This window comes from Streptomyces canus (assembly GCF_030816965.1).
Lineage (GTDB): Bacteria > Actinomycetota > Actinomycetes > Streptomycetales > Streptomycetaceae > Streptomyces > Streptomyces canus_E.
Genome location: NZ_JAUSYQ010000002.1, coordinates 595,871 through 609,478 on the forward strand (window position 1 = coordinate 595,871; position 13,608 = coordinate 609,478).

Sequence of the window (13,608 nt, forward strand, 5' to 3'; positions counted from 1 at the left end):
TCGGGCAGGGACTCACCGGGCGGGGCGATCATGAGCGCAGGCGTGCAGCAAGTCGCGGACGGCACCTATCTGGTGCACGGCAGCAACACCAACTGGGTGATTCTGACCGAGGGAAGCGCCGCCACGCTGGTCGACACCGGCTACCCGGGCGACCGGGAGCAGGTGCTCGCCTCCCTCGCGGAGGTGGGCAGTTCCCCGGAGGCGGTCACCGCCGTGCTCATCACGCACGCCCACAACGACCACCTCGGCTCCGCCGAGTACCTGCGCAGCACCTACGGCACGCCGGTCTACCTGCACGAGGCCGAAGTGCCGCACGCGCGGCGGGAGTTCCTGCACCAGGTGTCCGTCGGGACGGTCCTGAAGAACGGCTGGCGGCCCGGTGTGCTGCCGTGGGCGGTGCACGCGATCCGGGTGGGCGGCACGGCCCATGTGCCCGTCGCCTCCCCGCAGCCGTTCCCGGCGGAGGGCACGCTCGATCTGCCGGGCCGCCCGGTGCCCGTGCACACGCCGGGCCACACCGACGGGCACTGCGCCTTCCACCTCCCCGAGCGCGGCGTGGTGATCTCCGGCGACGGCCTGGTGAGCGGTCACCCCACCTCGCGGGTCAAGGGGCCCCAGCTGTTGCCGGACATGTTCCATCACGAGCGCGCTCGTGCCGTGGCGTCGCTGGACGTGTTCGCGGAACTGGAGGGCGAGGTGCTGCTGCCGGGGCACGGGCCGGTGCACCGTGGTCCAGTCCGTGAAGCGGCACTTCAGGCCAGGGACCGTGCGCTCTAAGGTGAGGTGACGATCACCGACCAGGCAAGGACAGAGCACCGATGGCACTGCAGATCAGCGCGACGAACCCGGAGCACCCCGCGCTCCTGCTCGAACTGCCGTGGCAGCTGCCGCTGGAGCAGTGGCCGGAGGAGGTCCTGGTCCCGCTGCCGCGCGGGATCTCGCGCCACGTGGTGCGCTACGCCCGGGCCGGTGACGAGGTCATCGCCGTGAAGGAGCTCGCCGAGCGCCCGGCGCTGCGCGAGTACGAACTGCTGCGCGACCTGGACCGGCTCGGCATCCCCGCCGTCGATCCGCTCGCCGTGGTCACCGGGCGCGCCGACAGCGAGGAGGCCCCGCTGGAGCCGGTGCTGGTCACCCGGCATCTGGGCGGCTCGATGCCGTACCGCTCCATGTTCGAGACGACCATGCGTCCCGCCACCATGCACCGCCTCATGGACGCGCTGGCGGTCCTTCTGGTCCGCCTGCACCTGGCCGGGTTCGCCTGGGGCGACTGCTCGCTGTCCAACACGCTCTTCAGACGGGACGCGGGCGCCTACGCCGCCTATCTGGTGGACGCCGAGACCGGTGACCTGCATCCGCAGCTCAGCCCCGGGCAGCGGGACTACGACCTCGACCTCGCCCGTGTGAACATCAGCGGCGAGCTGCTCGACCTGGAGGCCTCCGGGGCGCTGCACCCCTCGGTGGACGCGATCGAGTTCGGCATGGAGATCTGCTCGCGCTACAACAGCCTGTGGGAGGAGCTGACCCGCAGGTCCGTCTACCCGGCGGGCAAGTACCACTACATAGAGCGCCGGATCCGCCGGCTCAACGAACTCGGCTTCGACGTGGCCGAGATGCAGATCGAGCACGCGCCGAACGGCGACACGGTCACGTTCGTGCCGAAGGTCGTGGACGCGGGCCACCACCAGCGCCAGCTCCTGCGCCTGACGGGCCTGGACGCCGAGGAGAACCAGGCCCGCCGGCTCCTGAACGACCTGGAGAGCTGGATGGCCACCCAGGACGACTACGCTCCGGGCGACCCCCTCGGCGCCCGCCCGGAGGTGCTCGCCCACCGCTGGGTGCGGGACGTCTTCCGGCCCACGGTGCGGGCCGTGCCGCTCGAGATGCGCGGGTCGATGGACCCGGCCGAGATCTACCACGAGCTCCTCGAGCACCGCTGGTACCTGTCCGAGCGGGCCCAGCACGACATCGGGCTGGACACGGCGGTGGACGACTACATCAAGAACATCCTCCCCAAGGCCCGGGAGACGCTCCAGCCCACCCCCGCCACCGCGGACTGACCTCAGGCGTGCGGCACCACGGCCACCGGGCAGTCCGCGTGGTGCAGCACGCCGTGCGCGACCGACCCGATCCGGGTTCCCACAGCGGTACGGCGGGCCCGGCGGCCGACGACCATCAGCTGGGCCCGCGCGGTCACCGACAGCAGCACCTGCCCCGCGCTGCCCATCTCGATGTGCTCGACGACCGGCACGTCGGGGAAGCGTTCCCGCCACGGCTGGAGCGCCGAGGCCAGGGCCTTCCTCTCGTACGGCTCCAGTCCCCCGGCCTCGTCCAGAAGCTTCAGCGAGCCGGGGCTGTAGGCGAACACCGGCGGCAGCGTCCAGGCCCGTACGGCGCGCACGGTGCCCCCCCGTGCCGCCGCCGTCTCGAAGGCGAACCGCAGGACGTCGGCGCTGTCCTCCGGGTCGCCCTCCTGGCCCACGACGATCTCGCGTCCCGAGGCCTCCGCGGTGGCCTGGTCCCCGGCACGCACCAGGACGACGGGCCGCGCCGCCTCGGCGATCACCTGCTGGCCGACCGAGCCCAACAGGAAGCCCACGACCGGCCCGTGCCCGCGGGAGCCGAGGACCAGCAGTTCGGCGTCGGCCGCGGCGGCCACCAGCACGTCCACGCTGCCGCCCTCGACGACCTCGGTGGACACGTCGAGCCCGGTGTGCCGCCCGGTGACCGTCCGGACGGCCTCGCCCACGGCGTCCCGCGCCCAGCCCTCCTGAGTGTCCCGGTCTCCCGCGTCGATCCCCTCGTACGGCTGGAACCGCCACGCGTGCACCACCCGTAGCGCCACGTCTCGCCGGACCGCCTCCCGCGCGGCCCAGTCCAGCGCGGCCAGGCTCTCCTCGGTTCCGTCGATCCCTGCGGTGATCGGGCGGGTCATGCGGTGGCCTCCATGTCAGCGGTTACATCCGTGAGGTCCAGTCTTCACTACGCTGCCCGTATGGCATTGGAATGGGAACAAGTCATCGTGGACTCGGCCGACCCCGTCGCCCTGGGGCGCTGGTGGGCCGAGGCGCTGGGCTGGGTGGTGGTCGCGGACGCCCCGGACGAGTTCGAGATCCGCCCCGAGAAGGACCGGCTGCCGGGGGTGCTCTTCGTGCCGGTGCCAGAGCCGAAGACCGTCAAGAACCGGCTGCATCTCGACTTCCGGCCGGACGACCAGGAGGCCGAGGTCACCCGCCTCCTCGCCCTGGGCGCCCGGCACGCGGACGTGGGGCAGGGAGAGCAGCCCTGGGTGACGCTCATGGATCCCGAGGGAAACGAGTTCTGTGTGCTGGGCGAGCGCCGAGCCTGACCCCGGCAGGGTCTGCCATACCTGCGCGTAGCCCGGCGATCGAACATACGATGGGCGGGACCGGGTCGGTGACCACGGGGGGCGCTGGGCCCTGACCGACCGCTCGGGGTGGGAGACGTATGGCACAGGCCGCCGAATCGGCGCGGACCGTCATCCTGACCGTGGACGACGACCCGGGGGTCTCCCGCGCCGTCGCCCGCGATCTGCGGCGGCGCTACGGCGAGTCGTACCGGATCGTGCGCGCGGAGTCCGGCGAGTCCGCGCTGGAGGCGCTGCGGGAGCTGAAGCTGCGCGGCGACCTCGTGGCGGTGATCCTGGCCGACTACCGCATGCCGCAGATGAACGGCATCGAGTTCCTCGAACAGGCCCTGGACGTGTATCCGGGCGCCCGCCGCGTGCTGCTGACGGCGTACGCGGACACCAGCGCGGCGATCGACGCGATCAACGTCGTCGATCTCGACCACTACCTCCTCAAGCCGTGGGACCCGCCCGAGGAGAAGCTCTATCCGGTGCTGGACGACCTCCTGGAGGCGTGGCGCTGCAGCGACTACCGGCCCGTGCCCGCCACCAAGGTGATCGGACACCGCTGGTCGGCGCGCTCCTCGGACGTGCGGGAGTTCCTGGCCCGCAACCAGGTGCCGTACCGCTGGTACTCCACGGAGGAGCCGGAGGGGCAGCGGCTGCTGGCTGCCGCGGGGCAGGACGGGCAGCGGCTGCCGGTGGTGATCACCCCCGACGGCACGCCCCTGGTCGAGCCGGAGGCACCGGACCTGGCCGCCCACGTGGGCCTCGCCACGACCCCGACCGCCGACTTCTACGACCTCGTCGTCATCGGCGGCGGCCCGGCCGGGCTCGGCGCGGCGGTGTACGGGGCCTCGGAGGGGCTGCGGACCGTGCTCGTGGAGCGCTCGGCGACCGGCGGGCAGGCCGGGCAGAGCTCACGGATCGAGAACTACCTTGGCTTCCCCGACGGTGTGTCGGGCGCCCAGCTCACCGAAAGGGCCCGCCGGCAGGCGACGAAGTTCGGCGCCGAGATCCTCACCGCCCGTGAGGTGGCGGGCCTGGAGGTCAACGGCGCGGCCCGCACCGTGCGGTTCTCGGACGGGTCGGCGGTGGCCGCGCACAGCGTGATCCTGGCGACCGGTGTGTCGTACCGGCAGCTGGAGGCGCCGGGCTGCACGGACCTGACCGGCTGCGGGGTGTTCTACGGCTCGGCGCTCACCGAGGCGGCCTCCTGCCAGGGGCAGGACATCTACATCGTCGGCGGCGCCAACTCCGCGGGGCAGGCGGCGATGTACCTGTCCCGGGGTGCCAAGTCGGTGACCCTGCTGGTGCGCGGCCCCGACCTCGCCGCCTCGATGTCGCACTACCTGATCCAGCAGATCGAGGAATCTCCCAACATCTCGGTACGCGCCCGTACCGTCGTCGAGGCCGCGCACGGCTCCGACCACCTGGAGCAGCTGACCCTGCGCGACACCGAGACCGGGGAGACCGAACTCGTCGACGCGCAGTGGATGTTCGTGTTCATCGGCGCGGCCCCGCTGACCGGTTGGCTGGACGGCACGGTGCTGCGGGACGAGCACGGCTTCATCCTGGCCGGGCCCGACCTCACGCCCGACGGGCGGCCGCCGGCGGACTGGGAGCTGGACCGGCCGCCGTACCACCTGGAGACCAACATTCCGGGCGTGTTCGTCGCGGGCGACGCGCGCGCCGAGTCCGCGAAGCGGGTCGCGTCCGCCGTCGGAGAGGGAGCCATGGCCGTGATGCTCGTCCACCGGTACCTGGAGCAGTCATGAGCGGGCAGTTGATGCCGTGCAGCCCCGGGGAGGTCGGGTCGCTGTTCCTGTTCGAGAAGCTCTCGCCCGAGCAGCTCGGACAGCTGTGCGCCGCGGGCCGGGTGGAGCGGTTCGAACCGGGTCCGGTGTACACCGAGGGGGAACCCGCCACCTGCTTCTACGTGATGATCGAGGGCACGGTCGTCCTCTCCCGCCGGGTCGGCGGCGACGACGTGGAGGTCAACCGCACCTCGCAGCGCGGGGTCTACTCGGGATCCATGCAGGCCTATCTCGGGGACCGGGTGCGGCAGACCTACACCAACTCCATGCGAGTGACGGAACCTTCACGGTTCTTCGTGCTGCCCGCGGAGACGTTCTCGGCCTTCATGCAGGAGTGGTTCCCGATGGCGGTCCATCTGCTGGAGGGACTCTTCTTCGGTTCGAAGAACACCCAGCGGGCCATCGGACAGCGGGAACGGCTGCTGGCGCTCGGCTCGTTGTCCGCCGGTCTCACCCACGAGCTCAACAACCCCGCGGCGGCTGCCGTGCGAGCCACGGCGACGCTGCGCGAGCGGGTGGGCAAGATGCGGCACAAGCTCGGCATCATCGCCCAGGGCTCCTACTCCCCCGAGGTGATGGCGAACCTCATCGACATCCAGGAGCGCACCGCCGAACGCGTCGCCAAGGCGCCCGTGTTGAGCCCGCTGGAGGCGTCCGACCGGGAGGACACCCTCGCCGACTGGCTCGACGACCACGGCATCCAGGAGGGCTGGCGGATCGCCCCCACCTTCGTGCAGGGCGGCCTCGACGTGGACTGGCTGGACCAGGTCGCGGCGACCGTGGGCGAGGAGATCCTGCCGAACGCGATCGGCTGGCTCAACTACACCGTCGAGACCGAGCTGTTGATGGACGAGATCAACGACTCCACGGCCCGTATCTCGCATCTCGTCGACGCCGCGAAGCAGTACTCCCAGCTGGACCGGGCGCCGTATCAGGTGGCCGACGTGCACGAACTCCTCGACAGCACGCTGCTGATGCTGTCCGGGAAGATCGGGCAGCAGATCAAGGTGGTCAAGGAGTACGACCGGACGCTGCCGAGGATCCCGGCCTACCCCGCCGAGCTCAACCAGGTGTGGACGAACCTGATCGACAACGCGGTGCAGGCCATCAACAGCGCCGGCGGGGACGGGACGTTGACCGTCCGGACCGCGCTCGAACACGACCGGCTGCTGGTGGAGTTCCGGGACACCGGGCCCGGGGTGCCGCCGGACATCCGCGGGCGTATCTTCGACCCCTTCTTCACCACCAAGCCCGTGGGTGAGGGGACGGGGCTCGGGCTCGACATCTCCTGGCGGATCGTGGTCAACAAGCACCACGGGACGCTTCAGGTGGAGTCGTCACCGGGCGACACCCGCTTCCAGGTGCTGCTTCCGCTGACCGCCGCGGACAACGACACGACCGAGGAGCCGGAATGACCGACATCAAGGGGATCGACCCGAGCGTGCCGCCCAGCGGGGACGGGTGCGTGGAGTGCGACGCGGCGGGCGGATGGTGGTTCCATCTGCGGCGGTGTGCGCAGTGCGGGCACGTGGGGTGCTGTGACTCCTCGCCCGGGCAGCACGCGACCGGGCATTTCCGGGACTCGGGGCATCCTCTGGTGCAGAGTTTCGAGCCGGGTGAGGAGTGGTTCTGGAACTTCGAGACGAGTGAGATGTTCGAGGCGGGGCCCGAGCTCGCGGCGCCGGGGAATCATCCGGAGGGTCAGCCGGCTCCTGGGCCGGAGGGGCGGGTGCCGGCGGATTGGGCACGGACACTGCGCGGCTGAGCTCGGGGCGACCTGTCCACCGGCGGCTGCGGGCGCGTCGTGGCCGGTCGCGCCCACGCGGCTGAGCCGCATATTGCCCCAGCCCCGCGCCCCTTGCTCGGTTACCGCGCCCTCAGTCACATGCGCTGTCAGTACCGCGTGCCAGGATGTATTCGTGTCGCAGATCTCCATCAGTACGCCTCTCATCGGGCGAGAAGACGAGCTTGCCCGGCTCTCCGGTGTGCTGGAGCGTGCCCGCAGCGGGGAGGCCCGGGCGGTCCTCGTCGCCGGGGACGCCGGGGTCGGGAAGACCAGGATCCTGGACGAGGTGGCCGGGAGAGCTGCCCTTGCTGGGATGACCGTGCTCACCGGGCACTGTGTCGATCTCGGTGATGTCGGCCTGCCGTATCTGCCGTTCACCGAGGTCCTGGGAGCGCTCGCCCAGGACGAACGGTTCGCCGATGCCCTCGCCGCGTATCCGGCGGTGGGGCGATTGCTGGGCGGCGGCGCTGTCGGCGACTCCGGTGGGCGGCTTCGACTGTTCGAGGGGATCGCCGGGCTGCTCTCCGATCTCTCGGACATCGCTCCCCTGCTGCTCGTCCTGGAGGATCTGCACTGGGCCGATCAGTCGTCCCGCGATCTGCTGCGGTTCCTGCTCAGCCGGGGGATCCTCCAGCGGTCGGCGGGTGGGGCGCCCACACACCGGCTGGCCGTTCTCGCTTCGTACCGGGCGGATGATCTGCACCGGCGGCATCCGTTGCGTCCGCTGCTCGCCGAGCTGGTGCGGCTGCCCGGGGTCGAGCGGCTGGAGTTGCGGCCGATGGCCGACGGCGAGGTGGCCCGGCTGGTGCGGTCCCTGCGGGAGGCGCCGCTGCCGGACCACACCGTGCGGCGGATCGTCGAGCGGGCCGAGGGCAACGCGTTCTATGCCGAGGAGTTGCTCGCCGCCACGGGGAGCGGCGACGGCGGGATGCCCAGTGGGCTCGCCGATGTGCTGCTGATTCGGTTCGAGCAGCTGCCCGACACCGCTCAGCAGGTGCTGCGCACCGCCGCCGTCGCCGGGCGCCGCGTCGAGCACGACCTGCTGCGGGATGCCGTACGACTGCCCGAGGAAGAGCTGGAAACGGCGCTGCGGGAGGCCATCGGGCGACAGTTGCTGGTGCCCGGTGAAGGGGACACGTACGCGTTCCGGCATGCCCTCGCCCGTGAGGCCGTGTACGCCGATCTGCTGCCGGGTGAGCGGGCGCGGCTGCACGGGGCGTTCGCCCGGCTGCTCGACGGGCGGGGGCATCGGGCCGAGAGCGCGGCGGAGCGGGCCCACCACTACCGCGAGAGCCACGACCTGGCCGAATCCCTCGCCGCGTCGCTGGAGGCCGCGGACCACGCCCAGCGGGTGGGGGCACCCGCCGAGGAGCTACGGCATCTGGAGGCGGCCCTCGACCTGTGGTCGGCGGTGGAGCCGACGGCGCGGCCCTCGGGTGAGGGGGTCGACCGGGTGCGGCTCATGCTGCGGGCCTCGGCGGCGGCCGCGCACACCGGCGAACTGCACCGGGCGGTCTCGCTCACGCGTGCCGCGCTCGCCGGTGTCGGCCAGGAGGCGGACTCCGAACTCGCCGCCCGGGTGCGCTACACGCTCGCCGGGAACCTGATGAGCGTCGACAACCTCACCGCGGCCTTCGCCTACAGCAGCGAGGCGCTCGCCATGATCCCCGCCGATCCCCCGTCCCGTACCTGGGTGTGGGCCGCGGCCACCCATGTGATGGCGGCCCGGCACGTCGGGGAGAACGAGGTCGCGCTGCGGGTCGCCCGGCAGGCCCTCGGCATCGCCGAGCAGTTGGGCGTACCGGACGCCCAGGCGGATCTGCTGATCTCGCTGGCCGTGCTCGAAGGCGGTGGCCGCCGCACGGAGGCGGGGCGGAACCGGTTGCGTCAGGCCCGGGAGCTGGCCCGGCAGGCGGGCAGCACCCCCGTGGAGATGCGCGCTCTGTTCAATCTCGCCGTCGGCTCCTTCGAGTCCGGGCACCTCGACGAGTGCCTTCCCTGGCTCACCGAAGGGCTGGACCGTGCCCGTCGCGCCGGGCTGCTGTCGTCGCCGTATCCGATGGAGATGCGCTACCTCCAGCTGCTGGTGCTGTACACGCTGGGCCGCTGGGACGACTGTGTCCGGGCGGCGCACGCCGATGCCGAGGTGCTGCCCGCGGCCGGCGGGTACACGATGGCGCCCGCGCTGTACGTCGGGCTCGCGCGCGGCGACCTCAGGGCCGCCGACCGGGCGCGGGCCCTGCTGGAGGGGCCCTTCGACTGGATGGCCACGCTCGTCGCGGGCATCGCGCTGACCGACGCGGCGGCGCTGCGGGGCGATCCGGAGGACGCCGTACAGCGGATGCGGTCCACCCTCGCGGCGCTGACCGACGACACGGGCGCGCTTCCTCACGTCACCGTCCGGCTGGCCACCCTCGCGCTGTCCGCGGTCGCCGACCGGGCCGACGAGCTGCGCCGCAAAGGGGACCGGGCCGGGGCGCGTCGCTGGGCGGAGACCGCGACCGAACTGGTCGAGCTGGCCAGGGCCACCGCCGCGCACGGCGAGCGCGGGATACCGCAGGGCCCGGAGGGGCAGGCCTGGCTGGCCCGGGCCGAGGCGGAGTGGACACGGGCCCTGTCGGGGCCGGACGCCGAGGCCTGGGCGAGGGCGGTCGCCGCGTTCGACTTCGGTGACGTGTACGAACCGGCGCGCTGCCGGCTGCGGTACGCCGAGGCCCTGCTCGCCGCCGACCGGCGTGAGGAGGCCGCGGCCGAGGCGCGTGCCGCTCGTGAGGTGTTCGCCCGGCTCGGCGCCACGGTGCTGCTCGAGCAGGTCGACGAGCTGATCCGGCGCGGCCGGCTCGCCGAGGCCCCGCCCACCGCGTCGCTGCTCACGGCCCGCGAGCAGGACGTGCTGCGGCTGCTCGCCCGGGGGCGCAGCAACCGCCAGATCGGCGAGGAGCTGTTCATCACCGGCAAGACGGCGAGTGTGCATGTCTCCAACATCCTGGCCAAGCTGGGCGCGGCGAGCCGCACCGAGGCCGTGGCCGTCGCCTACCGCAAGGGGTTGATCGCCCCGGAGACGACGGCCCGCGGCTGACGCTCCCTCAGTGGCGGGCGCAGTCCAGGCTGTTCAGGTCGACGGAGTCCGCCATCGCCTGCATGCCCTTGTCGTTGGGGTGGATGTGGTCCCCGCCGTCGAAGACGGGGAGCATCCGCTCGTGGTCGTAGGGGCTGCGCAGGACGCGGTCGAAGTCGGTGACCGCGTCGAACTCCTCGCGGTGGCTCCTGACGAAGTCGTTGACCCCCTGTCGTACGGTCTCGGCGGCCGGGTCCCATTCCGGCCAGCCCTTGAAGGGGGCGATGGTGGAGACGACCACGCACTTGCCCGCGTCGTGGGCCCGGTCGACGATCTCGCGGTAGCCGGCGATCAGATCCGGTGCCGTGACACCGGTGTGGGCCTTGAGGTCGTTGACCCCCTCGAAGAGGAACACGGTGCGCACGCCCGGTTGGGAGAGGACGTCCCGGTCCAGCCGGTTCAGGGCGCTCGGCCCGGCGCCGTCGGCCAGCACCTTGTTGCCGGAGATCCCCTCGTTGGCCACGCCCTTGACCGTGGTGTGGGCTTTCTGGAGGCGGCGGGCGAGGTAGTCGGGCCAGCGGCGGTTGTGGTCACTGGTGGACTGCCAGCCGTCGGTGATGGAGTCGCCGAGTGCGACCACGGCACCGGTGGCCCCGGGCGTGCGCACCGAGACCGCGTCAAGGTAGAACCACGATCCGATGCCTTCGGTCCAGTGGGCGCCGCTCTCCTCGGCGGTGTGGTCGCCCTGGGTGGCGTAGGACGTCTGCAGGGCCATCCAGTGGCCGGTGACCGGGCCCGCCGCGTCCGGGGTGTGGAGGCTGACGACCAGGTTCGATCCGGCGGCCAGCCTGCCGGACAAGGGGTCGCTGTACACCGTGGCGCCGGGTTCCACGGTGACGGAGGAGGACCCGTCGAAGGTGAGCTGCCGGTTGGTGCCGCGCACCAGCTCGGCGTCCTTCAGCTGGAGACCGGCGTAGACGCTGTCGAAGGTGACCGGCTGGTGGCCGAAAGCGTTGGAGAGCCGGATGCGCGGGTCGTGGCCGCCGACGCTGGTGTGCACGACCATGCGGTAGCCGCGGTCGGCGGCCGAGTCGCCGATGGGATAGGCGCTCGTGCCCCAGGTGATCACCCCGTCGGGTGGGCTGACGGCGGCCGGTGCGGGCGTGGCCTGGAGTGCGGCGGCAGCGACCGTGACCGCGAGGAGCCGGGCCCCTCGGGCCGTCCGGCGCCTCATCGGTCGAAGCCCTTCAGGGTGACCGTGGCGCCCGGCTTCAGCGTCACCGTGCGGGCGCTTCCCGCGTACGCGACCGTCGTGGTGCGGCCTCCGGCGCTGCGGATCCGTGCTTCGGTCGGTTTCCCATCACGCCAGCGCAGGTCCACGACGAAGCCGCCGCGTGCGTTCGCTCCCGTGAGAGAGCCGGAGGGGGCCCAGGCGTCGGGCAGGGCAGGCAGGAGTTCCAGGTGGCCGGGGCGGGAGTAGAGCAGCATCTCGATCATCGCCGCAGGGGTACCCAGATTCGCGTCGATCTGAAAGATTCCGCGGCCCTGTTCCACCTGGTAGATGTCGAAGAGGTTGAAGGCGGTGCCGTTGCTGCCTCCGCTGGAGGGCCGGAGGTTGTTGACCACCAACTGGTAGGCCTTGTCGGCGTTCTTGAGGCGGGCCCAGCACAGACCGCGCCAGGCGTTGGCCCAGCCGAAGCTCTCCATGCCGCGTGCGGTGAGCAGGGCGGTGGCACCCTCGACGATGTCGGCCGGGGTGGAGCCGTCGGGGCGGATGCGGTCGCCGGGGAAGAGACCGACGAGCGGCGACAGGTGGCGGTGGGTGGTCTCGCCGAGGTTGTCCGGGGACATCCACTCCTCCAGCCAGCCCGTGGCGGGGCTGACCTGGGGGAGGTGGAGGCGCTTGCGGAGGCCGGCGATCGTGGCGGCGAATTCCGCGTCCTTTCTCAACTCGGCCGCGGCCGTGCAGTAGTTGCCGAACAGCGCCCAGACGAGTTCCTGGGCGTAGGTGATGCCCTTGGCGTCGAGCGGGCCGTGCTCGGGCGACCAGTCGCTGTCGGCGATCAGGACCTCCCGTGAGGTGCCCGGGAGGGTCGTGGTCAGCAGCCGCGCCTCCCAGAACTCGCAGGCGCCTTTCAGGAGGGGGTAGATCTTCTCCAGATAGGTGCGGGAGGCGGTGAACTCGTAGTGTTCCCAGAGGGAGTTGCACAGCCAGGCGTTGCCCGCCGGGTGCCACCACCAGCCGCCTCCGCCGAAGGGGTTGGTGGAGATGGCGACCGTCCAGCCGGCGTTCTTCCCCGTGGAGTTGCGGTAGCGGTTGCGGGGGTCGTTGAACAGCCTGCGGGTGAGGTCGGTCCAGGACGGGAGCTGGGCGAGGCAGTAGTCGGTGAGCGCGTCGAAGCACTGGGACAGACCGGTCCGGTCGGCCGCCCAGTAGTTCATCTGGATGTTGATGTCGGTGTGGTAGTCGCCCATCCAGTCCGGGTCGTTGCCGTCGAGCCACAGTCCCTGGAGGCCCAGCGGGAGGCTGCCGCGTGATCCCGCGATCATCAGGTAGCGGCCGAACTGCAGGTACTGGGCCTCCAGTTCGGGGTCGGGCACCCCGTCCCGGGCGCGTGCGCGCAGGCGCTCCCAGGTGTCGAGGGAGCGCTGCTCGGCGGAGGAGGTGCCGAGCGAGACGTCCAACTGCCCGAACAGGGCGTGATGGTCGGCGGTGTGGGTGCGCAGCAGGGTGTCCGCCGAGTGACGGGCTGCGGCCCGGACCTTGGCGCGTGCGAGCTTCTGCGGGTCGAGGGAGGGGTCACGGAAGTGCGCGGCGGCGTCGGGCGTGTAGTTGGTGCCTCCGCTCAGGACGACGGTGAGCTCCCTGCACCCGGTGAAGCCGATGTGCGTCCCTTCGACGGTGACGCTGCCGCCGGAGCCGAACGCCGCGATCGCGGCCCCGTATCTCAGGCCGTTCGGGAGGGTGGCGCCGAAGGAGGCCGCGGGCTCCTCGCCGTGGGTTCCCTCCAGCGTGATCGTGCCGGTGTAGTGGCCTCCTCCGCTCTGGCCGAAGTGCAGGACGATGACGTCGTCGGGGTGACTGGCGAAGATCTGGCGCCGGTAGGTCACGCCGGAGCGGACGTACGACGTTTCGTTCACGCCCTGGGCGAGGTCGAGGGTGCGGCGGTAGCCGGAGACGGCGGACAGGTCGTGGTCGGGGATGTCGACGGTGAGCCGGGCCAGCAGGGTGAAGGAGCCGAAGTCCTGTCGGCCGTAAGGGAATTGGCCGTCTGCGTCGAGGATGTCGTTGAGGCCGCCGGTCCACAGGGTGGCGTCGGTGACGAGAAGGAGTTCGCGGCCGGGGTCGTTGCTCGCGAGGGCGCCGAGGCGGCCGTTGCCGACGGGCAGGCCCTGTTCGATCATCGAGTGTTCGTCGGCGGGAGCCTGCCACCGGAGTCGGTGGCGTGGGTCGGCGTCGAGGGCGGGTGTGTCGGCGGGTCGTTGGGGTGCCGCGGTCGCGGTGAAGGTGGGCAGCGCGGCGAGTGCGGCGGTCAGCGCGAGGACGCCGCGTCTGGACGGGTCGGGGGTCATGGCGGCT

Annotated in this window: 10 protein-coding genes; 7 read left to right on the forward strand and 3 right to left on the reverse strand. The window is 71.8% G+C overall.

Annotated elements, in window-relative coordinates; all coding sequences use genetic code 11:
• The first annotated feature begins 30 nt into the window (after positions 1-30).
• Both QF027_RS03675 and QF027_RS03680 read left to right on the forward strand, forming a co-directional pair.
• The gene (locus QF027_RS03675) at positions 31-777 is read left to right on the forward strand and encodes an MBL fold metallo-hydrolase (protein WP_306986120.1); all 747 of its coding nucleotides are present in this window, start codon (positions 31-33) and stop codon (positions 775-777) included.
• A 41-nt stretch (positions 778-818) separates the two neighbouring features.
• Positions 819-2,060 carry a DUF4032 domain-containing protein gene (locus tag QF027_RS03680; RefSeq protein WP_306986118.1) on the forward strand — a complete coding sequence of 414 codons (1,242 nt, stop codon included), beginning with the start codon at positions 819-821 and terminating at the stop codon, positions 2,058-2,060.
• Between the two features lie 2 nt (positions 2,061-2,062).
• Here QF027_RS03680 and QF027_RS03685 read toward each other — a convergent pair whose 3' ends face one another.
• On the reverse strand, positions 2,063-2,935 hold the full coding sequence (locus tag QF027_RS03685) for a universal stress protein (RefSeq protein WP_307072584.1): 873 nt from the start codon (positions 2,933-2,935) through the stop codon (positions 2,063-2,065).
• A 60-nt stretch (positions 2,936-2,995) separates the two neighbouring features.
• Here QF027_RS03685 and QF027_RS03690 point away from each other — a divergent pair, with 60 nt between their 5' ends.
• The 5 genes from QF027_RS03690 to QF027_RS03710 all read left to right on the forward strand — a co-directional run bounded on the left by QF027_RS03690 (position 2,996) and on the right by QF027_RS03710 (position 10,049).
• A complete protein-coding gene (locus QF027_RS03690) occupies positions 2,996-3,349 on the forward strand; it encodes a VOC family protein (protein ID WP_306986114.1) in 354 nt (117 codons plus the stop codon).
• A 119-nt stretch (positions 3,350-3,468) separates the two neighbouring features.
• On the forward strand, positions 3,469-5,145 hold the full coding sequence (locus tag QF027_RS03695) for an FAD-dependent oxidoreductase (RefSeq protein WP_306986112.1): 1,677 nt from the start codon (positions 3,469-3,471) through the stop codon (positions 5,143-5,145).
• Positions 5,142-6,599: an ATP-binding protein gene (locus QF027_RS03700; RefSeq protein ID WP_307072586.1), complete on the forward strand. Its 1,458-nt coding sequence runs from the start codon at positions 5,142-5,144 to the stop codon at positions 6,597-6,599. Before QF027_RS03695 ends, QF027_RS03700 begins: the two co-directional genes overlap by 4 nt.
• The gene (locus QF027_RS03705; RefSeq protein WP_307072588.1) at positions 6,596-6,949 is read left to right on the forward strand and encodes a UBP-type zinc finger domain-containing protein; all 354 of its coding nucleotides are present in this window, start codon (positions 6,596-6,598) and stop codon (positions 6,947-6,949) included. The genes QF027_RS03700 and QF027_RS03705 overlap by 4 nt, the downstream gene beginning before the upstream one ends.
• 154 nt (positions 6,950-7,103) lie before the next feature.
• The gene (locus QF027_RS03710; RefSeq protein ID WP_307072590.1) at positions 7,104-10,049 is read left to right on the forward strand and encodes a helix-turn-helix transcriptional regulator; all 2,946 of its coding nucleotides are present in this window, start codon (positions 7,104-7,106) and stop codon (positions 10,047-10,049) included.
• A 7-nt stretch (positions 10,050-10,056) separates the two neighbouring features.
• Here QF027_RS03710 and QF027_RS03715 read toward each other — a convergent pair whose 3' ends face one another.
• Positions 10,057-11,262 carry an SGNH/GDSL hydrolase family protein gene (locus QF027_RS03715; protein ID WP_306986104.1) on the reverse strand — a complete coding sequence of 402 codons (1,206 nt, stop codon included), beginning with the start codon at positions 11,260-11,262 and terminating at the stop codon, positions 10,057-10,059.
• Positions 11,259-13,601: a glycosyl hydrolase family 95 catalytic domain-containing protein gene (locus tag QF027_RS03720; RefSeq protein WP_307072591.1), complete on the reverse strand. Its 2,343-nt coding sequence runs from the start codon at positions 13,599-13,601 to the stop codon at positions 11,259-11,261. Before QF027_RS03720 ends, QF027_RS03715 begins: the two co-directional genes overlap by 4 nt.
• Positions 13,602-13,608 lie beyond the last annotated feature (7 nt).